Annotated in this window: 19 protein-coding genes and 2 pseudogenes; 9 read left to right on the top strand and 12 right to left on the bottom strand. The window is 56.7% G+C overall.

Going from position 1 to position 24605, the window contains the following annotated elements; all coding sequences use genetic code 11:
• Positions 1–105 precede the first annotated feature (105 nt).
• The 3 genes and pseudogenes from OZX74_RS00920 to OZX74_RS00915 all read right to left on the bottom strand — a co-directional run bounded on the left by OZX74_RS00920 (position 106) and on the right by OZX74_RS00915 (position 3505).
• Positions 106–864 (bottom strand): HD domain-containing protein, encoded by a 759-nt coding sequence (locus OZX74_RS00920; protein WP_348519558.1) that lies wholly within the window; start codon positions 862–864, stop codon positions 106–108.
• Positions 865–942: 78 nt separating this feature from the next.
• Positions 943–1122: pseudogene (locus OZX74_RS09075) on the bottom strand (phosphohydrolase); the annotation flags it as partial.
• Positions 1123–1153: 31 nt separating this feature from the next.
• Positions 1154–3505, bottom strand: coding sequence for a KUP/HAK/KT family potassium transporter (locus OZX74_RS00915; protein WP_348519557.1), 2352 nt, complete (start codon positions 3503–3505; stop codon positions 1154–1156).
• A gap of 828 nt (positions 3506–4333) precedes the next feature.
• Between OZX74_RS00915 and OZX74_RS00910 the strand changes: the two genes are divergently transcribed.
• Both OZX74_RS00910 and OZX74_RS00905 read left to right on the top strand, forming a co-directional pair.
• The gene (locus OZX74_RS00910; protein ID WP_277156733.1) at positions 4334–4972 is read left to right on the top strand and encodes a hypothetical protein; all 639 of its coding nucleotides are present in this window, start codon (positions 4334–4336) and stop codon (positions 4970–4972) included.
• Entirely contained in the window at positions 4947–5207 is a 261-nt protein-coding gene (locus OZX74_RS00905; RefSeq protein WP_277156732.1) for a hypothetical protein, read from the top strand. The genes OZX74_RS00910 and OZX74_RS00905 overlap by 26 nt, the downstream gene beginning before the upstream one ends.
• A gap of 153 nt (positions 5208–5360) precedes the next feature.
• Here OZX74_RS00905 and OZX74_RS00900 read toward each other — a convergent pair whose 3' ends face one another.
• Positions 5361–5624, bottom strand: a complete 264-nt coding sequence (locus OZX74_RS00900) for a hypothetical protein (protein WP_277156731.1) — start codon at positions 5622–5624, stop codon at positions 5361–5363.
• A complete protein-coding gene (locus OZX74_RS00895) occupies positions 5621–8119 on the bottom strand; it encodes a KUP/HAK/KT family potassium transporter (RefSeq protein ID WP_277156730.1) in 2499 nt (832 codons plus the stop codon). Before OZX74_RS00895 ends, OZX74_RS00900 begins: the two co-directional genes overlap by 4 nt.
• Before the next feature lie 835 nt (positions 8120–8954).
• Here OZX74_RS00895 and OZX74_RS00890 point away from each other — a divergent pair.
• From OZX74_RS00890 to OZX74_RS00865, 6 genes are all read left to right on the top strand, one after another.
• Positions 8955–9428 carry a hypothetical protein gene (locus tag OZX74_RS00890; RefSeq protein WP_277156729.1) on the top strand — a complete coding sequence of 158 codons (474 nt, stop codon included), beginning with the start codon at positions 8955–8957 and terminating at the stop codon, positions 9426–9428.
• Entirely contained in the window at positions 9428–9733 is a 306-nt protein-coding gene (locus OZX74_RS00885) for a hypothetical protein (protein ID WP_277156728.1), read from the top strand. The genes OZX74_RS00890 and OZX74_RS00885 overlap by 1 nt, the downstream gene beginning before the upstream one ends.
• 57 nt (positions 9734–9790) lie before the next feature.
• On the top strand, positions 9791–10054 hold the full coding sequence (locus OZX74_RS00880) for a hypothetical protein (protein ID WP_277156727.1): 264 nt from the start codon (positions 9791–9793) through the stop codon (positions 10052–10054).
• A gap of 106 nt (positions 10055–10160) precedes the next feature.
• Positions 10161–11324 (top strand): hypothetical protein, encoded by a 1164-nt coding sequence (locus OZX74_RS00875; protein ID WP_277156726.1) that lies wholly within the window; start codon positions 10161–10163, stop codon positions 11322–11324.
• 2 nt (positions 11325–11326) lie between these two features.
• The gene (locus OZX74_RS00870) at positions 11327–11989 is read left to right on the top strand and encodes a hypothetical protein (RefSeq protein WP_277156725.1); all 663 of its coding nucleotides are present in this window, start codon (positions 11327–11329) and stop codon (positions 11987–11989) included.
• Positions 11990–12177: 188 nt separating this feature from the next.
• Entirely contained in the window at positions 12178–12807 is a 630-nt protein-coding gene (locus tag OZX74_RS00865) for a hypothetical protein (protein ID WP_277156724.1), read from the top strand.
• Positions 12808–13253: 446 nt separating this feature from the next.
• Here the strand turns inward: OZX74_RS00865 and OZX74_RS00860 are convergent, their stop codons facing one another.
• Positions 13254–14210, bottom strand: coding sequence for a TatD family hydrolase (locus tag OZX74_RS00860; RefSeq protein WP_277156723.1), 957 nt, complete (start codon positions 14208–14210; stop codon positions 13254–13256).
• A 587-nt stretch (positions 14211–14797) separates the two neighbouring features.
• Positions 14798–15793 carry a 16S rRNA (cytidine(1402)-2'-O)-methyltransferase gene (gene rsmI, locus OZX74_RS00855; protein ID WP_277156722.1) on the bottom strand — a complete coding sequence of 332 codons (996 nt, stop codon included), beginning with the start codon at positions 15791–15793 and terminating at the stop codon, positions 14798–14800.
• 144 nt (positions 15794–15937) lie between these two features.
• On the opposite strand from rsmI, the gene OZX74_RS00850 reads away from it, so the two are divergent.
• Positions 15938–16762: an alpha/beta hydrolase gene (locus OZX74_RS00850; protein ID WP_277156721.1), complete on the top strand. Its 825-nt coding sequence runs from the start codon at positions 15938–15940 to the stop codon at positions 16760–16762.
• A gap of 489 nt (positions 16763–17251) precedes the next feature.
• On the opposite strand, the gene xylA is transcribed toward OZX74_RS00850, so the two are convergent.
• From xylA to OZX74_RS00825, 5 genes and pseudogenes are all read right to left on the bottom strand, one after another.
• Positions 17252–18595, bottom strand: coding sequence for a xylose isomerase (gene xylA, locus OZX74_RS00845; RefSeq protein ID WP_277156720.1), 1344 nt, complete (start codon positions 18593–18595; stop codon positions 17252–17254).
• Between the two features lie 278 nt (positions 18596–18873).
• Positions 18874–19329, bottom strand: coding sequence for a hypothetical protein (locus OZX74_RS00840; protein WP_277156719.1), 456 nt, complete (start codon positions 19327–19329; stop codon positions 18874–18876).
• A 194-nt stretch (positions 19330–19523) separates the two neighbouring features.
• Positions 19524–21836, bottom strand: a complete 2313-nt coding sequence (locus tag OZX74_RS00835; protein WP_277156718.1) for a glycosyl hydrolase family 65 protein — start codon at positions 21834–21836, stop codon at positions 19524–19526.
• A gap of 389 nt (positions 21837–22225) precedes the next feature.
• Positions 22226–23369: pseudogene (locus OZX74_RS00830) on the bottom strand (glycoside hydrolase family 172 protein).
• Positions 23370–23621: 252 nt separating this feature from the next.
• On the bottom strand, positions 23622–24422 hold the full coding sequence (locus OZX74_RS00825; RefSeq protein WP_277157364.1) for a carbohydrate ABC transporter permease: 801 nt from the start codon (positions 24420–24422) through the stop codon (positions 23622–23624).
• Positions 24423–24605: the final 183 nt, after the last annotated feature.

Here is a 24605-nt window from a genome sequence, read left to right as displayed (position 1 = left end):
CAGCAATAGGAATTTAAGCATAAAATTCAACCATTTTTGTGCTTAAATTCCTATTTTACCGTTGCCTGTATGGTGTCTAAGCAACGGCACAATCAACAATCTCGACTACGCATCCAGCTTCATGTCGAACTTTTTGGCGAGCGCCGGAATGTCCGGGACGCCGTACTTCCTGACGAGATCCAGCCACGCCCGCTCGTTGTCGGCCCCAAAGCGCCGTGCCTTGCGAGCGTAGGCCTCAGCGGTAAGGAAGCGCGGCGGAATCGACTTGCTGTTGTATTTGTCGGCTACCATCACCACCTCCTGCTCCAGGTTCATCGGCACGTAATCGGCCGGCGGCAAGGGAAGCCCCTGCGCCACCACCTGCTCACGGGTCAGCCCCACGCCCGTATGGTTGCGCGCGAATTGCGCAATGGACTCGTCCACGCCTTGACCAATCAGCCAGTCGTAGCCGCGCAGCCCGTGCAGGATATAGTTCGGCCCGTCGAATTGCAGCCTTTCGCCGTCCGAACCGTCATGTTTGAGCACGAGGTAGGTGCCGATATCATGCAGCATGGCCCCTACCACCGCAAGGTTCTCATCGAGCAGACGAGGCGGCACCAAGCCTCCGTTCACCCCATCGCTCGGCGGAACAGTTGCGTGGATAGCCTCTAAGATGTTGGAATTATTACGTTTCTGGGCGAGTGTGGCAGGCGTGACATGGCCATCTCGGGCTGGCCTCGCATTATCCGAATGCGCTGTATCACAGGCCGCATCACTCCCGCCACCGGCATAGCCGTCTTCGACATCACGGCTTTGGGGGAACCGTTTGTTTCCGCCTTTACCAGAACTCGCGGAAGTCTCGCCAGCAGCATCGCAAAAGCCCACGCGTCCAGCTTCGGCGGTTTCGTTCTCTCCCCTGGCCGCAGAGGAGCCGTCAACCCCGTATTTCCCTGTGAGCTCCGGCGCGTCTTTGGGCAGCGTGCAGCGCCGTACAAACAGGGCGTTCTGCCGCCGAACCAGCTGTCGGGTGATCGTGGCGATGATGACGCAATGGGTATGGATCAGGTCATAGGCGGCCTTGGAGGGCGCGATGGTATGATGCAGCTCGTCCGTCTGAGCAAGCGTAGGAATATATCCAGTCATGGTTTCCATTGTAGGAAGCTTTCGTTACCATCTATGCGGAAGTACGCGCGGAAGGCCCGGCAAGCTCGTTCGGTGCCTTGGCGGGAGCCTGGCGCGAAGCATCCCGAGCCTGTTTCGCGCTTTCGCTGTCAGCCACTTGTGGAGAAGTTGGCTTGCGGCGCACAGGCTTACGGAACTCAACGCGCTTGAGGCGAGGGGGTCGGCGAGTGGAAACGAAGAGCGGCTGCACCTCGGCCACCGGATTGTAGGGAGCGAGGCCGAACCACTTGACCGGCGAACCGGCCACATGACGGATGGCGTACTTCATCTTCAGACTCAGCGCTTCACGGCCGGTGATCTTGGACTCCGGCATCAAGGCCTTGTGGACGAGGACGTAACGGACAGTGCCAATATCGGGGTCTGCGTCCACCTTCGGATAGACCGACTTCTGCTCCGGCAACTCGCCGGAAGCGGACAAATCATGCATCACCTGATGGATATAGGCCGGAATGGACTGTGAAACTTTGAAACCAAGCCTGATTCGCACGCGGAAGATATAATCCGTGCCGAAATTCTCAACCGAGTACTCACGCGTGAACGGCTCGTCGGTCGTGACCACCGACACCGCCCACCAAGCGCGCGCACGCTTGGGATGGTCGGCGAAAATCGAGAAGAAAATGTCGGTATCAAGCCGGCGCAACTCGGAGTCGGAAGTGAGGTAGACGATGTTATCCGCGAAATAGGGGATGCGGAAATCATCATGCAATTTCGCGAGCGCAGGCTTGAAATCGCGCGGCTTCATATGCCGACGCTGGCTGCGTTCAATCTTCGTGCCATCGTTCCACGTGATCATGATCAGCAGAATCATCGCGGTCAAGAGCATTGTGAACCAGCCGCCGTGCAGGAACTTCGCCATGGAGGCAACGAAGAACAGCGAGTCGGTGGTGACGAACAGCGCGAAGAAGCACACGGCGCCAACGCGATGATGGTGATGCCAGACGTATGTGGTCAGGAGGATCGTCGTGGCCAGCATGGTGATGGTCAGTGCCAGGCCGTAGGCGGCGGAAATGTGCTCGGAATCCTTGAAAATAGCCAGCACTGTAAGGGTTGCTACACACAGCACGACGTTGACCGTCGGAATATAAAGCTGGCCGCGCGTACGTGAAGGGTAGCGCACCTGAAGATGCGGCATCCAGTTGAGGCCCGTGGCCTCGGATACCATCGTGAACGCTCCGGTGATCAAAGCCTGCGAGGCGATGACGCCGGCCGCAACGGAAAGAATGACGCCAACATAACGGACGTTCGGGCTCATCATCTGGAAGAACGGGTTGACGGTGACGTTCGCCAACGACTTGTCTCCACGGTTATTGAGCATCCAAGCGCCCTGCCCGAAGTAGTTGAGCACGAGCGCGACGTTGATGAAGGGCCAGGTGAAATAAATGTTGCCACGCCCGACGTGCCCCATATCGGAATAGAGCGCCTCGGCGCCGGTGGTCGAAAGGAAGACCGTGCCCATCAAGGAAAGACCGGCGACGTTATGAGAGCTGAAGAGGAATTCGACGCCATAAACCGGGTTGATGGCTTCGAAAATGGTCCAGTCACCGCTCAGATTCACGATGCCGACCAGTGCGAGGAACGCGAACCAAACCAGCACGACCGAGCCGAAGACCTTGCCGATGCTTTCGGTGCCGCGCGCCTGGACGGAGAAGAGCACGACGATGATGACGATGGTGATCATCAGCGTCAGGCTCGTGTTCTCTTCAAAAGCGTGGGTAAAGGCGGGAATGGTCTGAAGGCCTTCCACTGCCGAGGAAATCGAGACGGCTGGGGTCAGCACGGAATCAGCCAGAAACGCGGCGCCGCCGACCATAGCAGGCACGACCAACCATTTGCCATAACGCCTGACCAGCGAGAAAAGCGCGAAGATGCCGCCCTCGCCTTTGTTGTCCGCATGCATGGCGACCAGTACGTACTTGACGGTGGTGATCAGCAGTAACGTCCAGAAAATCAGCGAAAGCATACCCAGAACCGCAGGCCGGTCGATTTTCGCAAGCCCGCCCTGACCGGCGATGAAGGTCTGCGAAGTGTAAAGCGGGGATGTGCCGATGTCGCCGTAGACCACGCCGAGCGCGACGATGGCCATGCCGAGCGAGACCTTGTCAGGGCTGGCCTGCACCTTGCGCCACCAACGGCCGATCGGGCTGCGGGAGGTCTTGGTCAGCTTTTCGGCTTCCTCGCGCTCCTCCTTGGCATGCTTGGCGATTTCCTCGCGCTCCTCTCGGGTCAGCGTATCGCGCGAAACCTTGGGCGCATTGGTAAAGGTGTCCGCACGCAAAAGCGCCCTTTTCTCAGCTTGCGCAGCCCGTTGCTCGGCGGTCAGCGCTTTCTTTTCCGCACTGGCCACCTTCCTTTCGGCGGCTTTGGCCTTGCGCTCCGCGCTGGAGACCTTTTTATCGGCGTTCACTGCTTTCTTTTGTGCGTGAACGGCGGCTTTCGCGACTTTTGAAGCCGTTTTGCGAGTTTGCGAAGAGGCCTGAACCGACACGTCCAACGGAGTTTTGGCTCGCGCTGTCTTCCCAGTGTCATCGGCTGTGTGCTCATGCTGGGAACCTGTATGAACCTTCTTATTTTGCTGATTCTGCTCTTCTTGACGATTTCGGGATTCACTTGACCCACAATGTTGCGATTGCGCCATGATTTGCCCTCCAGAAACGGAAACCTTGATGCGCTTTGTCTTCTTCTCGAACCCGATACCAGGTGCTCTCGTTGACAGACCAACGGGCAAGTGTAGCCATCTATTTGTGAAAACCAAAATCGAGACGATACACCGTGAAACAACCGAGATTTCAACGATTATCGAATCACACAAATCATTAAAAACGTATTAATTACCGGCCAGATAAAGCCCCGGTAACCATGGTGACCAGACACTTGATGTCGCAACCTCGATAATCATCGCTCAGAATGTCATTATATTGGAATGAATTTAAGCATAATTAATACTCTCATCATTTGCCGTGCTATGGCTTGGGCACCACTGCAAGGAGGACATCAATGGCCATCGGATGTCAGCCCGACACGATGTCAGGAGCACAAAGAAACAGACGATCTCAACACTCCATCACCGGAGGGAAAGCGATACCCCAGAGGTGATAGCAGCAGATGAAGCAATCCTCACCGCAGACGGTGTGAGTAAAGAAGAAATAACCAAACTAGTCTGGGTACGGGCCGCATGAGGAAGACAACTCGCAACCACAAGCAGGCTTGGCGCGGGCCGTTGCTCGTCCTCACGGCCGTCCTTTGCTGCTTGGCCATCGCCATACTGGCAACGATATGGGCGACACGACACACTCAACCCAAGCCCCAGTCGAAGCCCGAAACCGTCAAGATCGTCTTCCCTGCCAAGTTCATGAAAGGCTTCCTCGAAGAAGGGCAAACCACTGAACAATATGTCAGGAAATACAGAGACAACGTAGTGCCGGAATGGTATACGGACTTCTATGCCACGAAGGACGGCAACGAAGTGATTGTTGTAACCCACAAGCAACTTCAGACCCGTATCAAAGACAATGAGCAGGATGCCAAGGACACCGTCAACAGGTTCCTCGCCCTCGATCCCGCCTACCGTTGCGAGATCGACCCCGACGGGCGCGAAATGACCATATGGGCCGACAAAAACCTCTCAAGCGCCGGCTTCGGCGACTTGATGCTGAACATCCCCCAGAACTACGGACTCAACCACTATCTCAAGGGCGGGCACGGCGACTGGGACATGCACATCACCATCCGCAACTGCCACACCAACCAACTCATCACTAGTTTCTATAATTCACAAGGATTCAGCTATGATCAGCAAACTTTTTGGAACTGACACCACAAAACCCACCGGCACCATCGGTGTCCTCCAATTCACCTATACCTCGGTGCGCAAAGACTGGTTCGCCAATTTGTTCGTCTTCCCGGTTCACGGCTCTACCGCCATACTTTTCATGCACTGCACTTGGGACAACGCTTTTGTCCGCGCAGGTCAGTTTATGGACATCGCCGAATCTATTCAACTCGTCGATGACAGACCAAATGGGAAAGGCTCGCACGACGAAGAATGACACCTGGCACAGGTCTCGTATCATTCTTTTCTGTCGTTCAATCGGCAGAAACAGGTTATCTCATATTGTTTTTGCAGCAATAGCAAGGGGCACCATCCGCACTGAAACGGATGGTGCCCCTGTTAGTTGCCTGCTTAATTACCCAACCTCAAGCTATGACTGCTTTTCGGATCCGGTGCCGGAAGTGTCGGGACACTGCATAATCTTGGTCTGCTCGCCGGTATCTTCCATCGACACCGTACCTTTCTTGGCGAGATCGGCCAGCTCCTGTTTCGCGACCTGGGAGACACGCAACGCCTTGTCGGCCTGAACCGCGCGGACCGCCTTCAACGTTTTGGCGGCGCGCAATGCCTTGGCCTTTTCGCTTTCACTCAACGTCTCGTTTTCGGCTTTGGCCTTCACTTCATTAAGCGTCACACGCTTGGCGGTTTTGGCGGAAGCGCCGGATTCGCCCTTTTGTTTTTCATGGCCGTATCAGTACGCGAATCCTTGGATTCGACGCGACGCTTGCCGGTGCTGGCACGCAGCGAGACGCGCTTGAGGCGAGGGGGTCGGCGAGTGGAAACGAAGAGCGGCTGCACCTCGGCCACCGGATTGTAGGGAGCGAGGCCGAACCACTTGACCGGCGAACCGGCCACATGACGGATGGCGTACTTCATCTTCAGACTCAGCGCTTCACGAGCAGTCAGCTTGGACTCCGGCATCAGGGCCTTGTGCACCAAGACGTAACGAACGGTGCCGATGTCCGGATCGGCGTCCACCTTCGGATAGACCGACTTCTGCTCCGGCAACTCGCCGGAAGCGGACAAATCATGCATCACCTGATGGATATAGGCCGGAATGGACTGTGAAACTTTGAAACCAAGCCTGATTCGCACGCGGAAGATATAATCCGTGCCGAAATTCTCAACCGAGTACTCACGCGTGAACGGCTCGTCGGTCGTGACCACCGACACCGCCCACCAAGCGCGCGCACGCTTGGGATGGTCGGCGAAAATCGAGAAGAAGATATCGGTGTCAAGCCGGCGCATCTCCCAATCGCTGGTCAGGTAGACGATGTTGTCCGCGAAATAGGGAATGCGGAAATCGTCATGCAGCTTGGCGAGCGCAGGCTTGAAATCGCGCGGCTTCATATGCCGACGCTGGCTGCGTTCAATCTTCGTGCCATCGTTCCACGTGATCATGATCAGCAGAATCATCGCGGTCAAGAGCATTGTGAACCAGCCGCCGTGCAGGAACTTCGCCATGGAGGCAACGAAGAACAGCGTCTGGATGGCGATGAACACCACGAAGAAAATCCCGGCGAGCACGCGATGGTGCTTGTACCAGATATAAACCGTGAGGAGAACCGTCGTGGTAATCATCGTGACGGTCAGCGCCAGACCGTAGGCGGCGGAAATATGCTCGGAATCCTTGAACAGGGCCAGCACCGAAAGCGTCGCCACGCACAGCACGACGTTGACCACAGGAATGTAGAGCTGGCCACGGGTACGGGCCGGGTAGCGCACCTGAAGATGCGGCATCCAGTTGAGGCCCGTGGCCTCGGATACCATCGTGAACGCTCCGGTGATCAAAGCCTGCGAGGCGATGACGCCGGCCGCAACGGAAAGAATGACGCCAACATAACGGACATTCGGGTTCATCATCTCGAAGAACGGGTTGACGTTGCCGAGTGCGGTGTTGCCCTGGTTACGCAACATCCACGCGCCCTGTCCGAAGTAATTGAAGACAAGCGCCACGAAAATGAAGGGCCAGGTGAAGTAGATATTGCCACGGCCGACGTGGCCCATATCGGAATAGAGCGCCTCGGCGCCGGTGGTCGAAAGGAAGACCGTGCCCATGATGGCCAGACCGGCGAGGTTGTGCTTGCTAAAGAGGAACTCGATGCCATAGACCGGATTGATGGCTTCGAAGATACTCCAGTCACCGCTGATATTCACGATGCCGGTGAACGCAAGGAACGCGAACCAGACCATGACCACGGAGCCGAATACCTTGCCGATGCGCTCGGTGCCACGTGATTGGACACAGAAAAGGATAACGATGATCACGACGGTGATCACGAGTGTCAGGCTGGAGTTTTCACGGAACACCGGCTCGAACAGCGGAATGGTCTTAAGACCTTCCACTGCCGAGGAGATCGAGACGGCCGGCGTCAGCACCGAATCCGCAAGAAACGCCGCGCCGCCCAGCATTGCGGGAATCACCAGCCATTTGCCGTGGTGGCGAATCAGCGAGAACAGCGCGAAAATGCCGCCCTCGCCCTTGTTGTCGATACGCATGGCGACCAGCACGTATTTGACGGTCGTGATCAGCGTAATCGACCAGAATACCAAAGAAAGCAGGCCAAGGATGGCAGGGCGATCGATATTGCCGAATCCGCCCTGACCGGCGATGAAGGTCTGCGAAGTGTAAAGCGGGGATGTGCCGATGTCGCCGTAGACCACGCCGAGCGCGACGATGGCCATGCCGAGCGAGACCTTGTCCTGGCTGGACTGCATCTTACGCCACCAGCGGCCGATCGGGCCGTGCGCGGAGGCTTCGGTCAGCTTCTTGGCTTCTTCCTGTTCCTCCTGCTCGTGTTTGGCGATGACCTGGCGCTCTTCGCGGGTCAAGGTGTCGCGCGCGACCTTGGGGGCATTGGTGAAGGTATCAGCACGAAGCAACGCTTTCTTCTCTGCGCTTACCGCACGTTTTTCGGCTTTAAGAGCCTTTTCTTCGGCGCTGGCGGCATGCTTCTCCGCCTTTGATACGACCTTGCTGGCCTTGTCGGTTTCCCGGACGAGCTTACGAACGGCCTTCTTCTCCGCCGGCTGTTTGTCTACGCCGCTATTCTCGGTCTGATTCTTGCCGCGACGTCGTATTCTTTGATTTTGAGGCTGCTTTGACCCACGATCCTGCGATTGCGCCATGACCTGCCCTCCAAAGCGGAAAGCCGAAGCCTTCCCGCGTGTACTTTCTTCCCGAAGCCCGGCTTGCGGGCGCTCTCGTTTATAAACCAAAGCGCAAGTTTAGCCTTGTCACCTCAATAAACCAAAATCAACCCAGAAGAAAGAACGTGAGGAAACTTGCAAAATCAGGCCAAATTCATATAAAGTTCCGCAATTGCATATTTTTCACCAAAGTTGCGCAAAAATCGCTGTAGCTTAGCTTTATACTCCGTACACGGCCCTCGTTGTTTGGCGCGTCGCCTTTGCAACTTCACCTACCGGCAAATCAAGGGTGTACAGCACCAATTTCGACTCATTCACCAACCAAAATAGTCCAAAACATTCGCCCCCCATTTTCGCAAATCCGTCCCGCACGAAGCTGCTTACCGCAGGAAACCAGTCAGTTCTGTTAGATGACGTATACTTTTTAGCCTTCAAACGTACGTTTTATAACAGAATCGACCGGTTTACGACAGGACAAACCCAGCGGCACGAGTCTGGTCGGCCGGCTCAGGACGAGACTAGCCAGGCTAGCATGCAAACGGACCGATACGTCCCTTGCATGCAACGCAGTCGGAACCGATCAAACGTCATACACAACCTTTGGGATTCGGCCCTTCGCCGAACCCGGCACCACACCGATCGCTGACTGGCGACGATGGCATTCGGACTTCACATGGAACGCAAGGCAGCGATCGGATATAGACCATCACTCACGTAATACAAACGACTGCAGTACGCGTATGTAGATAATTCTAACTTGATAGTTTATACTCGTATATATGAAATAATATAGCGACATTTAAAGGTAAAGGCGATGTTGTATTCAGAAAAACTCACAACTGATATCGACGGACTCAACCGACGTAGAAACAAGGTCCTCGAATCGCTTGACGCAGCCAAACGACGTCTCGCGGAGCTACAAGACCTGCAGACGTATACCAACAACAAATACAAGAATTTCGACGAAGTGCAACGCGACCGGCAACGTGCTGTTTGGCGCATCCAGCAAAGCGGACTGCGCAGCAGAACAGTCGAGTCGTACGGCGACATGATGAACATTCAAGCTAACCAGGAGCCATACGAGAACGTCGTCAGCGGTTTTCAGGAATCGCTGCACGCCATCCATAACGAAATCATCAAAGCAGAACTGGAAATTCAGGAATATGGTCGTCAGATTTCCCTGATCAACGACGACATCAAAATCTATGAGCAGAAAAGACAAGTGGCCCTGACCGACGAACGGATAGATCGCGAACGCGCCGAGGCGAGAAGGAACGGTGATTGGTGATGGCGGAAGACGCAAACCTGGTGGTAGTCGACGACTACCTTACCAACGTGGGCAACACATGCACCACATACAGCGTTCAACTCAACGATCTGCTAAATAAGTATCTGAAGGAGCTTGACAACATCGCCAACGACGCTCTGCCATCGGGGAAGCTCCATGACGCCATTGTCGCATTCAGAGACGCGGTGAGCAGCCTATACGGCGGCAAAGGCACAGGCAAGCTCACGGAAATGGGAAAATCACTGGACCACAGCTGCCGCGATTTCATAGGCACAGTCGACAATGACGATAAATTCATCTACTGATATCGGGAAACACCGCCACCCCATGAAGGGAATACAAATATGAGCAAGAGCATACACATGAACATGGCTGCCATGGATAAGTCAATCAGTCAATTTCGAGGACTTGCCAAGGTCTGCGACACTTACAGCGACTCTTATAAGGTCGTCGACAAGGAGGGATCGGGGCAATCCATCGATGCGGCGCATGGCGACGACAAGGCGTTTCACGATCTGGCCAGGCAAATGAAAGCGTTGTTCTCGGGCACGGCCGATTTCTTTGAGCGAGCGAAAAAATCCTATAAGCAGAGCGACGACAAGGCCGCTTGGCAGTTTCGTGGATGAACCCCGCAGCACCACGCGGATTCCTAGACGGCAATCGAAGACAGAAAGGACGTGACACATGGTTTATCGAGATTTCCGAACCTCAACCAGAGACAAACTGATGCGTATGGCCGACGAAGTGGGGCAGGACCGGCGAACGGGACCCCATCACGGCGATGACTTCGCCGACTATATCAGCAACATACGCGACATCAAACCGGTGCTCAACAAGGCAATCGAGACCTTCGCCGGTCAGGACGCCTACGAAAAGCATCTTCTGGACATGAACAACACCTCGAAAGACCAGATACGAAAAATCTGGGAGAACGTGAATACGGACGCGAATACCTATCTGACCAAATTCTCGGCAATCGGCGCTGATCTGGAAGGCTTTACTCAGCAGCTGGCCAATCTGACCAGCACCGTCACGGGCTCGGGCACGTTCGACACGGACAACATCAAGACTCACCTCACCGCAGAAATAGCCTCCTACAATACCATCAGCAAGTATTACGAAGATATTTCCGGCGCTGGTCTCACCGCCGAGGAAATCAGCAAGAATCCAAACGCTGCAATCGACGCTTTCAAGGCCGTAGCCCAGTTCGCACTGGACAACGCACCCACCCTGAAAGCGAACGGCTCATGGTCAATGCCCATTGGCCCCGGGCTGCTGTTGACAATTGCTCTGCACGAGGAGGCCGATGGCAACGGCAACCTGACCATCACGATTCCGGAGTCCGTGTTCAAGGGGCAGAAAACGCTGCTGAAGGACATGCTGTCATGGAACGAGAAAGGCGTGAACGTCAACAAAGACGGGGTGATGGACACCGAGGGGTGGGTGTTGGATACACCAATGAGTAAGGTAATGCAAGAACTCAAAGATAATGGCCACATTACAGAAGCATGGCACAAAACAGTAGACGGCGTCACCGAGACACTCTCCCTTGATTTGAATGTCAAAAACCAACAGGTAAAGGCCACAGCCGGTGTCAAGCAGGATGTTACAAACGGTTCCGCCTCCACTGACATAACGTTGGAAACAGTCGAAAACTCGGGTTGGCGAGATCCCCGCCTGCCCGCACCCGCGTATGCTGTGGCAAACGAAGCGGCAGTTCAGGAGTGGTACCAACTACTAAGGAACCAATTCCCTCAAATCAATCCCGACTTCATTCTTGGTGTCATAGTACTTGTGCGCATGGGCGCCATTGCCGCGATGGATATCGGCATCATCTTCGAGATTTATTACCACATCAAAGTTCCCGCATTCCCCCTTTACGCGTTGGAATGGTAACAATGAGCAGACTAAGAAACCGTATCATCGGGCTGCTGGCCGCACTCGCCCTGACCACCACGACACTCGGAGCCTGCGGCGGCACCCAACCCGTCACCCCGCAGTCCTCGCACGCCAACACCAACCAGCCGCAACAGCACAAGGATGGAAACAAGACCACCGACGTCGTCATGGACCCCACATTCGTCCAACACTTCATGACCTACAAAAACGCGACCACGGCGGAGCAAGTGGCATCAGGCATGCAGAACCGCGTCCCCGATGACTTCCTGAAAGTAAAAGGACGCGATGACGGAGCCGTCATCATCACCGTCACCGAACAACAACGCCAAAAAGAAATCAAGAGCGAAAAGGACGACATCGCCCGTAGCCGCAAGACCTTCCTCACCGGATGCACCACCGGAACACCCTGCGGATACCGACTCAACCTCGCCAAGAACGGGAAAAGCTTGTCAGTCTGGCTCGACAAACACCTGACCGTCGAAGCATACACCGCCTCCCTCATCGAGATCCCGCTCGACGAGGGTTACCTTTACTACTTCACCGGTGGCACCGGCCCCTGGGACATGCAAATCACTATACACAACTGCCACAGCGGACAAATGGTCAACCAACACATGGCGACCCAAGGCCTCGACGCCACCACCGACAACTTCGGCGACTAAATACCTAAAACGGCCCAAAGGCAGAAAGACAGTACGATGCACAAACGACGGAACCGTATCATCGGACTGCTGACAGCACTCGCCCTGACCACCACCACACTCAGCACCTGCGGCAGCGGACAACCCAACACCACCACCAAATACCCGCTGTAAAAACAACTATCACCCAAACGAATGAAAGGCAAACGATGAGCGGCACCATAGCCAAGAAAGAATCAGCGCGCAAGACTACCACAACCCTCAATGGGACAGTAACCATCGAACTGCCAGACGAATATGAGCCAATCACTGCAGAGACATCTGCTCCCACTGAGACAGAGGCGGCAACAGACACAAAGACCACCACGGAAACACCCGTCAGCAGCACCGCTCTTGGCGATATAGCACAGCAACTTGCCACCTTCGTCGGCGCCGAGTTCTTCCATTACCGCGATGAGGCGTATGTCAGCATCACATCGAGTGACAAACCTTGGCCGGACGATATCAGACCGAGCCTCACCGCCATGGCCCGCTCGTTTATGACACTTCTGCCCCAAGCACAGATAAGCGGCTTCTCCACCAAGCACTACGACAATTTCGACAAGAACGGTAAATACCACACAGCGGATATCGGCATGATACGCTGCACGTTCTCGTCGGCAGAGCGGGATTGCTACGATGTCATGGTGCTGTTGCCCTCGCAAGGCCACGAAGCCACGCTCAATATGATCTGTACTTCCGAACATTTACTGGCACGGGCCATGGAATTCAATGCCATAGCCAATTCCATCGAGTTAATCGAAAATGAAGAGAATCAGAACGAGCCCAGTGATGATTGACTCCCTTGTTGTTGTCATAACCCGCATGACGCAAGTCGCTTCATCAACCGCTATGGTCAAGGCCCCTCAATACGCTGACAAATTTCCTACAGCCCAAAGCGTATAGATGCTTCCCGGAAAAAGATTCAACATGTATCCGCATCGTACTGATGATGCCTAACCGGATTTGACATCGCCCATTATTATGGCCTCATATCAAGCTCGCGCACTGATAACCTCAACACCTCGCTTACTGACGTAAAGTGGTTACACTTGCCACTCGTTCTTCACTATCCGCCTCATATAAAGCCATTTATTGTTATAGACCGGTTCCAGCGAAATTGACCGATCTACCGTAGAACCAATCCAGCGATACGGGCTTGATCGGTCGGACTCGGGGCAGGACGGACAGACTAACACACAAGCGGATCCGTGCTGCCCCCTATATAACCCGCAGTCGGAACCAATCAGACGCCATACACAGTCTTTGTGGTGCGCCGCGTCGCTTCGGCGACTTTACCTACCGGCAAATCAAGAGTATCCGCAAGCGCTTTCAAGGTATAGGGAATCATATATGGGGCGTTGGTGCGGCCGCGATACGGCATCGGCGTGAGGTAGGGGGCATCGGTTTCGACCATGATGTGGTCGAGGCCCACGACGGCGGCGGACTTGCGGATCTCCTCGTTGCCCTTGAAACTGGAAGCACCGGAAAAGCTCAGGTACCAGCCCTGCTCACGCGCGATTTGGGCGAGCTCAGTGTCGCCGGACCAGCTGTGGAAAACGGTGCGTTCGGGACTGCCGTCTCTGATGAGGGTTTCGATGACCTCTTTGTGGGCATCGCGGTCGTGAATCTGCATCGGCAGATTGAGTTCCTTGGCCAGCGCGATATGGGCGCGGAAAGCGTCACGCTGGATCCCCATCGCCGCCTCGCCGGTGCGAAAAAGATCCATACCGGTCTCGCCGATGGCTACCACGTGCTCGGGGTATGTCACGGCCAAACGGTGAACCTCGGCAAGCGCATCCTCGAAACTCACGTCGTGCCAGGGCTGGTATTTCAACGGCAGACCGTCCGGCCCCGGCACTCCCCGATGGCCATGCAGCACCGCCTCGTTCGGGTGAATCGCAAGACCGGCGTGCACCGTACCGGGATGGTCGAGCGCCATCTGGACCGCGACTTTCAGGTTCGGCAGCTCACAGCCCACGTCGATGACGCCCTCGATGCCGACCGCCCTGGCCTGGGCCAAAATCTCGTCGACGCTGTACACCGGCACCGGCGGCTGGTCGCGCTCGAGCGCCTGCCGGTTCATCTCACGCGCGAACGGCACCACACTCGCCACGTGCGTATGGTCGTCGACCACATGCACCCCGTCCGGCAACGCCTCCGGCGCCGGCGCCCAACTACGATCCCGATGTTTCTTGCCCATGCCGCCCAAGTCTAGTGAAAGCCGTAACAGAGCACGCCAGCAAAAGCCAACGATTCTGTGACTTTCAGACGTTCGTTGCCAGTTGTGCTTTAGGAAAATCAACAAAGAGAAAACACAACGCACAGCATAAAACTCACTGCGATGATGAAATATAGCTCAATGATACCTACCGAGCCAATCGCGAACATCACGACGTTAATGAAACCATGACTGAAAACGAATTGGCGGAGATTTTTACGGGACACCCTCGTACCGAACTCAAGCTGCCAATCAAAGGAGAGGCACCAGCTTCTGCTGCTAGGTTGTCTACTCGATCGCTCCACATAACGAACGCGATGCCTACTCCGATTCTTATCTTACCTGTACATCAATCAGAAGAAAAGATGCACCAGGAAAGGAATCAACCCGTTCAAAGGGCCGAGTATCGCGTGAAAAGCACCGATAAGAGGGCCAACAATAGGTCCGAACATCAAAATCACCTCCTTCCATTAAATCGACAACACGCCGTTTTATATCATAAAAGACTGGACATTAACGAAATATCATCATCTATACGTTTTAACTTCGCTCTCGACGCCTCAGCCCACTCACTTCAGCTTGAGAGCGGCAGTGTAGATGGCCTTACGGTTCGGCAGCGAGCCATCAGGAAGCGGATGTTCCTTAATCACCTCGGCGATGGCGTCCTTGATACGCTCGTCGGTTTTGGCGGAACGCTCGACGGCGAGCGCAGCCAGATCATCGACACTCAGGACCGTCGCCGTCGCTTCGCCCGCCTTCAACGCTTCTTCCTCGCTCGCGCCGCCGATGACCAAGACGATTTCGCCGCGCGGCGGGTCGTCGACCACCGACTGGTGGATTTCGGCGATAGTGCCGCGGCGGATCTGCTCGTAGTCCTTCGTCAACTCGCGGCACAGGGCCATCGGGCGATTCGGGCCGAACATTTCAAGCAAATCATCCATTGTCTCGGCGATGCGGTACAGGGTCTCGTAGAAGACGATCGTGCGCCGCTCACCCAGCAAGGAGCGGAAGCGCTGGATGCGTTCGCCCCGCTTGCGAGGCACGAACCCCTCGTAGCAGAACCGGTCGGTCGGCAGGCCGGAAAGCGCGAGCGCGTCAAGCACCGCTGACGGGCCGGGAGCGCAGGTCACCGGCAGGTCGCGCTCGATGGCGCGGCGCACGATGGCCACGCCCGGGTCGTTGACAGTGGGCATGCCCGCGTCCGAAACCACCAAGACGGTCGCCCCGCGTTCGACCTCGTCCAAGAGACCGTCGGCCTTCGCACGTTCGTTGTGGTCATGGTTGGCCACCACACGCCCGCCGACATGCACGCCGAGCCGGTTCGCCAGATCGTAAAGCCGTCGCGTGTCTTCCGCAGCGACGATATCCGCGCGCTCAATCAGCGCCCGCAGCCTAGCCGAAGCGTCGCCGACATTGCCGATCGGCGTCGCCGCCAGCACCACCGTTCCGCGCGGAATCTCGACCATCACGCCGTTCTGCGCCATGTTCTGCTCGCCGGCCTCGTGTTCCGTCGCGTCGCGGACGACGGTTTCATATTCCTCGGATTCCATATCACTAGTCTGCATACTTCAAGTATCCACCACCGCGATGACGCAGGACGTCGAACCGTCTGGCAAGCTTCCTAAAATCCAAGGTAGACGCCGGCACCGCGTATACATCGTGAGAAGTACCAACATACGCAGGCGATCGGCCACGGAAGAAGGGACATCATGCAATACATCACCAAGACCATCAAGGGCATCGATGGCAGTGAGGCAAGCCTGACCGGCTACATCATCGACAATTCCAAGGAAATCGACCCGGATCGACGCCGTCCGGCGGTGCTCATCTTCCCCGGTGGTGGCTTCAACAAGGTCACCGACCGCGAGGCAGAGCCCATCGCAATGATGGCGCTTGGGGCCGGTGTGCAGGCGTTCGTGCTGCGCTACTCCATCGCACCTTCGCGCTATCCGGTGCAGATGCTTGAGGGCGCCGAAGCCATGAAGCTCATCCGCGACAACGCCGAGGAATGGCACGTCGATCCACAGGCCGTCACCGTCATCGGTTTCTCCTGCGGAGGTCAGCTCGCCGCGTCGATGGCCACCACCACCGGCGATGACGTCATGCGCGCCAACGGCTACGATCCGGACGCGGTGCGCGCCAACGGTCTGGCGCTGGGCTACCCGGTGCTGACTGCCGGCGAATACCGCCACGAAGGCACCATCACCAAGCTGCTTGGAGACAAGAAGAGCGACCAGAAGATGCTCGACGAGATCTCCTGCGAGAAGCACGTCGACGCCAAGACCGCGCCGACCTTCATCTGGCAGACCATCACCGACGCCGTGGTGCCGGTGCAGAACTCGCTGCTCTTCATCAACGCCTGCGTCGAAGCCGGGGTGAGCGTCGAAGCGCATCTCTTCCCGCAAGGTCCGCATAGCCTCGCCTTGGCTACCACCGAGACGGCCGCCGCTGGTAACGCCGCGCAGATCGAGCCGAGCGCCCAGGTCTGGCCGAGCCTTTGGGCCGCGTGGATCAAGCGCAATTTCGCAAAATAAAGTATCGAAATCGAAGGGCTGGTTTGTCCAATGACGCAGAAACCAGCCCTTTGACGGTAAAACCGCAGCATTAAAAACTGACCGCCGTTAAAAGCAGGACATCCGTAGCATTGAAGCCAGAAAACACTCGTTTCACGCTTCAATGCTACTTAACACAAAAACATTTAGGGACAGATTCGCGCAATAATGCCGTTTTCTGAATAACGCTCAATGTGCGGACCACCAAAACGCAGCATTAAAGCCCAAAATCACGGTTCCTGTCGTTCCGCGCTATACGCACCGAGGAATATACCACCTCAAAGCGCAAGTTTCCCTGAAATCCAAGAAAGTCAGTCGCCGGATTCTCATTCGGCACTCGAGCCTGCATACCCGTTTCATACAAGGCATTTTGGCCGATAACCGACATTTGGCCGGTCACTCGATTGTAGAGGTGACCGGCCAAATATTTATAGAAAGAAAGGTATGAAATGGGACTGCGATTGCCTGGCCTTACTCGCTCAGGGCTTCGATCATATAGTTGTTGATCGTGGCCTTGACGCTCTCGAGGTGATCGGAGTGCGTGGAGGCGACGAGCTCGCTCTGCGGCTTGTCGATCGCATAGTCCTCGAGCGTGGCCAGCGTGGCGCTGCCGTCTTCGACGCTCTTGCCGATGCCGGAGTCGAAGGAGCTGTAACGCTGGGAGACGAGATCCTCGATGTACTTGTCCTCATGCATCTTCGCGGCGATCAGCAGGCCCGCAGCGAAGGAATCCATGCCCGCGATGTGGGTACGGAAGAGGTCGATGGCCTCAAAGGAGCTACGACGCGGCTTGGCGTCGAAGTTCAGGCCGCCGTGGGGGCCGATCTGGCCTTCGGCGAGGACCTCCCACATCACTGCGGTGGTCTCGTAGAGGTCGGTCGGGAACTCGTCCATATCCCAGCCGATGAGCTTGTCGCCCTGGTTGGCGTCGAGCGAGCCGAGCTCACCGGCGTCGCGCGCGATGCGGATCTCGTGCTGATAGGTGTGGGTGGCGAGGTTGGCGTGGTTGCCTTCGAGGTTCAGCTTGAAGGTGCCCATCAGGTCGTACTTCTGCAGGAACGAGATGGCGGTGGAGGCATCGAAGTCATACTGCAGGCTGCAGGGCTCCTTGGCCTTCGGCTCGATCAGGAACTGAGCGTTCATGCCGATTTCCTTGGCGTAGTCCACGCACATATGGAAGAACTTGGCCATGTGGTCCTTTTCACGGGCCATGTCGGTGTTCCAGAGGTTTTCGTAGCCTTCACGGCCGCCCCAGAAGACGTAGTTCTCGGCGCCGAGGCGCTTGCCAATCTCGAGGCTGTGCTTGAGCTGAGCACCCGAATAAGCGAAAATGTCGGCGAACGGCGAAGTCGAAGCGCCGTCGACGAAGCGCGGGTTGGTGAAGAGCGATGAGGTGTTCCACAGCAGCTTGATGCCGGTGGCCTTCATGTTCTCTTCGATCTTGTCAACGACACGATCGAGGTTGGCGTTGGTCTCGCGCAGGGTGTCACCTTCCGGTGCCAAGTCACGATCATGGAAAGCGAAGTACTCTACGCCAAGCTTTTCGAAGAGCTCGAAGGCGTAATCGACCTTGGCAAGCGACTGATCCATCGGATCGCTGTACTTGTAATAAGGACGATGGGCGGTGCCGTCGCCGAACGGGTCGACGAGCTGCTGATCGAAGGTGTGCCACCAAGCCACGGCGAAGCGCAGCCAGTCCTTCATCTTCTTGCCGGCGACCACGCGGTCGGCGTCATAGTAATGGAAACCAAGCTCTTCCTTGACTCCCTTGTCGTGTCCGACATACGGAATCTTTTCAACATCCCACAACCCCATAGGTTGCTCCTTTGCACACGTGCCGTCGTTGCAGACGACATTGGTTAATTCGTTTCACTTGTATCGTAAACCGCCCGACCCTATTATGTCAAATCATTTAATTATTGTGTGGGAAAAATTCCGTGCTCGCTCGAAGCTATGTTCAAGGCGTCAAATAGCCTGCGCCGATACCCTCACCAATAACGACCTAATAACGACAAACAAAATCCGCCGCCAGCAACATCAATTGCAGGCGGCGGATTCCGTTTCCCCATAAATATTTAATTTAATTGTTTGCGTTAGCCTTCAAGGCTGCGGGCACGCAACTGCGTCTTTCCGATCGTACCGGAGCCGTCGCTATGTTCAATATTGATAGTGGCGCTCGGCGACGCGCCGGACCCGTTGCCGCCATCGAACGTGAGGACATTGGTCGTTGCCTCATCCGCCGTTCCCTCCTGCCAGCTAACCGCCGAAGGAGCAACGGCAACATTGGGGTCGGCACCCCAGAATGTTATGGAACCTTTGAGAGAAGCATCATCAGAGGAGTTCGACCTGGTAAACGAGACGGAAACCGAACCATCGGAGAACTGTTGGGCTTGATAATTCGCACCGTCACTCTGCCACGTTATTGGCGAGTGATCCGAGGACGGCGCAGGTTGCGCGGCGAGAGCAACGGCCGGGCTGACAAACGCCACGCTAGCAAGTAGCGCCACACAGGCAGACGCCGCGCCCAAAAACTTCTTTTTGCTGTTCATGATGCACTTCCTTCGCCAATGAATCGGAGTCGATAAACCGCTTAGCGACAGATTATACCCTATAAGGCAAGCCCAGCGATACCACCATCAATCACATATATGTCGAGAAATACGCACTGCCGATATCGTCAGAAACCACCAAAGAGCACCAAACATCCCGGAGAAAAGACGCCGCGGAAAGTGTTGGTCACAATTCAGACCGTACGGGACTCTCCTTTGACTTTGAGGGTCACCGGGTCGCCGGAAAGGCGATGGATCGAGACCTCGCCGTGGGTGACGTTGACGATCAGACGTGAGCCGCGGACGGTAAGTCTGTAGGTGAGGCTCTCCCAATCTTTCGGTAGGTGCGGGTCGATCGAAAGCTCTTCGCCGCCGGAATCGCGCAGGCCGCCGAAACCGGCGACCACCGACATCCACACGCCGCCGGCCGAAGCCAGATGGATGCCATCGGACGTGTTGCTGTGCAGGTTGGCCACGTCGGCGTAGAGCGACTCCAGGAAGTACTGCATAGCCAGGTCGCCATAGCCGACCTCGGCGGCAAGAATGCACTGGGAAGCCGCGGAAAGCGAAGAATCCCCAGTGGTCAGCGGATCATAGAAGTCGAAATCTCGGCGTTTGGCATCGAGCCCGAACTTCGAGGACAGCAGATACAACGCCAGCACCGTATCCGTCTGCTTCAGGACGCGTCGGCGGTAGATCACCATCGGGTGATAGTGCAGGAGCAGCGGACGCTCGGTGTCGTGCTCGAAATCCCACGGCTCGCGGCGCATGATGTCATCGTCCTGAAGATGGATGCCGAGCTTCTCGTCGTACGGCAGCTTCATCAGTTCGGCGATCTCACGCCAACGCATCGACTCTCCGGGCTTGACCGAAAGGCGCTGGACCACGGCGTTGAGCTCGTCGCCACTCAGCGATTCCAAAGCCTCCGCGGCCTTGCGCAGGTTGAATTGCGCCATGACGTTGGTGTAATAGTTGTCGTCCACCAAAGCGGTGTATTCGTCTGGGCCGGTGACCGTATTGATATGGAAGGTGCCGTCCCAGCCCATATAGCCCAGGCTCGCCCACATCCTCGCGGTCTCGACCAGGATGTCGATGCCTTCGCTCGCCAGAAAATCGTGGTCGCCGGTCACCGCAACATACTGGCAGACGGCGTAGGCGATGTCCGCGTCGATATGGTATTGGGCGGTTCCGGCCTCGAAGAAGGCCGAAGCCTCCTCGCCGTTGATGCTGCGCCACGGGAAAAGCGCGCCTTCCACGCTCATGATGCGGGCACGCTTGCGGGCCGCCGGCAACATGCGGAAGCGGTAGGACAGGATGTCGCGGGCCAGCGCCGGGTTGGTGTAGATGAGGAAGGGAGCGATGTAGGTTTCGGTGTCCCAGAAATAGTGGCCGGAATAGCCGGTGCCGCTCAGGCCCTTGGCCGATACGCCATTGGGAACGGTGGCCGTTGCCTGCGCGAGTTCGAAAAGCTCCCAATGCAGGGTCTGCTGAAGACGGCCATCACCGCCGTCATCGACTTCGACGTCCGATTCCTGCCAGAACCGGGCCAACCATGCGCGTTGCTGCTCCTGCAGCGCCTCAAAACCTTGCGCGACAGCCCATTGCAAGGTTTGCGCGCAAAGCCTGATAAGTTCTGCGGAATTCTGGGTTTCGATGGTGGCAACCTGTAACCCTTCATCGATTCCGATAGGATTTATCCGATATGTATTATAAGCGGCGTACCGCAGCACCCGCTTCTCACCGCCGTCCGGCACAGCGACGTCGAAGACCGCGGGGACCATCTCGCCGTCAACCTGCTGGCAGAAGCCGACGCCCATCGTCAGCTCGGAATGCAGGCAATGGAAAGCACCGAAGCTCTCGTCGGCCACGCCACGCGAAATCGCGTCGACCTCAAGCTTGCGCAGGCCGCCGTCGGCGATCAAATCGGCCTTGCGCGGGTCGACATCGCGCGACACCACCGGCTGATCGGTGTTCATTTTGCCTTCGACATGAACGTTCAGCGCACATCCGTGAGCTTTGAACGTCAGAGCCGTGGCCATAAGGTCGGCACGGAACAGGCAGACCATGGTGACGATATCGACTTCGAGGCTCGCGCCATTGCCGATGTCGTATATATAGGAACGCGTCGCGGTGCCATCCTTGAAATCGAAGCTCTGCGAAACCTGCTGCGCGCGGCCGAGCTCCTTGCCGTCAACGGAGAACTTGAAATCGACTGTGTCGGGCACACCTTGCACGACCTGACCCACGCGCGCGAAACCGTAGGCCTCCTCGGCGTGGCGGATGGCAAACGTCTCATGGAACCCGCTCAGGAACGTACCCGAGCCAAGATTTCGCGGCGCATTGGCCTCACCGCGCACGCCGATAGTGCCGTTGGAAAGGGAAAACAGCGTCGCGCTTTCGGCACTCGGCTCGCCATATTCCGTGAATTTCCATGGGTCGATGGGATAACGGCGAGCGTCAAGCGGGTCGCCTTGCAAATCCAGTTTCCGGATCTCGTTACTGTCCAACGCTTTCCTCCAATATTTTTAATATCGTGCCGTCTACCGGATGCCTCCGCCGATATTACTCACGGTTGGTAAGCATACTCCATATGGAGTAATGGCGCGGCCTGAAGACAACTTTAAAAATCCATAATTTGCGCCATAAACAAGCCACTGACAAACCCCCAGCGGCCCAAAAATGGCGCAACCCGGCAGCCTCGCCATAGGCAAAGCCATGGGGTCTGCTCAGCGGCTTGCTTATGGCGCAGGCACGCTCGAATTGGCGGCGCGGAGGCCCTGCCAGAAGCGCGGAGGCTGGCCGCCGACCAGAGCATGGTGACTCGGACACGGATTTTGTGCCGACTCCGAAGACCAGCCCCCTCACCAGCTTTTTATCGCCGGCAATCTCACCAAAGTTACCTAGGCTGGCGGAAACGGCGACTGCCAATCGGCGGGAAGGGTGCGTGCGGCTCGCACTGATACCAATAGGCGACGCTGGCCACATCGTCGCTGCGCTCGAAGAGTCCAGTCTCGTCGGCACCTATCTGCTGTATGGTCACGCGCAGGTCATCCTCAAAATAAATCGGATCAGGGATGTGCCAACGGTAAAGGCCGCGCGTCACCGGCGTGGTCTGGTCCCAATAGTCGCTTTCGCGACCGACCAAGCTCTGCGAACGGAACGGGAAACCGACGAACGGGGCGCGCAATACGTCTGCTCGTGCATGCGATGATTTTCATCGAAAGCGGCGAAGCTCCAGGCCCCACCGAAGTAATCCTCGGTGCCGGTGCTGGTAATCGTCGGAAAATCGGTGTCGCCATCGAGATAGAACTTGACCTCGCCCTCGCCCCACCAGCGGCTTTCCAACGCCGTCAACGCCAGGTAGGTGCCAACATAGGTGCCCTGGCCACGCACGTTGTCGAGAATGGTGTAATCCCGCTGTTCCTCGGTGATCCGCTCGCGGCGCCACTGGGCATGGAAGCGCATCGCATCAGCCGGCAGCGCGTCGTATTCGGTGTAATCGATCTGGTAGAAGAACGCCGGAACGTCTTCGTTGTGGTCGCTGCGCAAGACGATCTTCGCGTGTTCGAAAGGCATGGCGAAATAGCAGTTGAAACCGCGGTTGGGCGCGACCACGACGGGCATGGAGTTGACGCGGCAATCCTGCGCATGGCCGCAGCAGAAGAAGTCGCCGATCGGGCAGACAACCGACGGGTTTTCTTCGCCGTCCCAGTAGAACTCGAGGATGAGGTTGCGCAAGACGTTCGGGCCGGTAGGGCTGGTCTTATCGGTCACGGTCATCCAGATATGACGGATCACGCCCGGGCCGTCGACGTCCATCAGGGTCACGGATTCGCCCGCCGGAACAGAACCAAGGCAAGGCGTCCCCTTACGAGAAGGGCCAAGTTTGCTGGCGGTTTGCGCCGCGCCCCCTTGTCACCGGTCGGGTTTTCGGCGTTGATGCAACGCGAGCGCCCGCGCGAGGCCATCGCCAGACCGTCCATTATGCCGAGCCCGTAACCTCCAAGCCCTTGGGCCGCCTCCGTCGTTACATCGTTCATCGATTTCGCCTTTCCTTGATTTATATATCATTATTCTTACTGGCACATATGACACTCGCATGACATCGAATCCGATGCCAAAAACCTCCGGTTGCGCCATATATCAGCCACTCATTCACTTCCAGCGGCCCAAAAATGGCACAAAATTTTAATCCCACCATTTTTAAGCCACTCAACTTCTCTCAGCGGCTCGAATGTGGCGACAACATGCACTTGCGCCATATTCAAGCCGCGAGACCGGCCGAAAGCCGGCTACTTCACCGCGCCGGCGACGATGCCCTGGTTGAGCTTACGCTGGAAGATGATGAAGAAGATGATGGTCGGGATGATGCTCAACAACGACGCGGCGGCCAAAGTGGTCGCATCCATCGTGTGCTGGCCCTGCAGGGTGGCGAGCGCCAGCGGGACGGTCTGCACGTTGTCATCCATCAGGAAGGCCATCGGGATCATGTATTCGTTCCAGGTCCATACGAAGAAGAAGACGAACAGGACGCTGATGGTCGACCATGAAATCGGCAGCACGACCTTCAGCAGCGTCTCCCAGCGGGTGGCGCCGTCCAGCGTGGCCGCCTCAAGGATGGCCTGCGGGAACGTGCCGTATACCGAGGAAAGCAGATAGGTGCCGTACGCGCTTTGGATGATGGTGAAGATGACGACGATCGCCCATTGCGTGTTGTAGAGGCCGATATGCTTGAACATCGTGTAAAGCGGGAACAGCAGCGCTTCCTGCGGCATCATGTTGGCGAGCATGATCGCCAGGATGATCCAACGGTTGCCCTTGACCTTGCCGATGCCCAGCGCGAAGGAGTTGAGCACGGAAAGCACCACGCCTAGCACGGCGACGATCAGCGAGATCAGCAGGGAATTGCCCAGCTTCACCGGGAAGTCGCTCATCTTCCAGAAGCCGACGATACCGCTCATCGTGGGGTGCGCCGGCAGGGAAAGCGGACCGGTGGCGTTGTAGTCGCCGATGGTCTTGAAGGCGTTCATGGTCAGGATGATGATCGGGAAAAGCATGATCACAGCACCCACAATCAGGAGGATCAGCGCCATCCAATCGCCCCACGACCTGATGTGCTTGGCTTTGGGATTGACCTGCGCGGTTTTCACCTCACCACTTTGTTCGGCCACAACGGTTTTTGCATTATTTTTTGTTGCGGCAGCGCTGGCCTGCCTCATCTGCGCGTTACGCACGTTGCGCGCGTTGCGCCGTACGGTTTTGATGGCCCTTGACTT

Source organism: Bifidobacterium sp. ESL0798, from assembly GCF_029395415.1.
Taxonomy (GTDB): Bacteria; Actinomycetota; Actinomycetes; order Actinomycetales; family Bifidobacteriaceae; genus Bifidobacterium.
The sequence above is the reverse complement of the archived record's forward strand: the minus strand, read 5'-3'. Positions and strand labels throughout refer to the sequence as shown.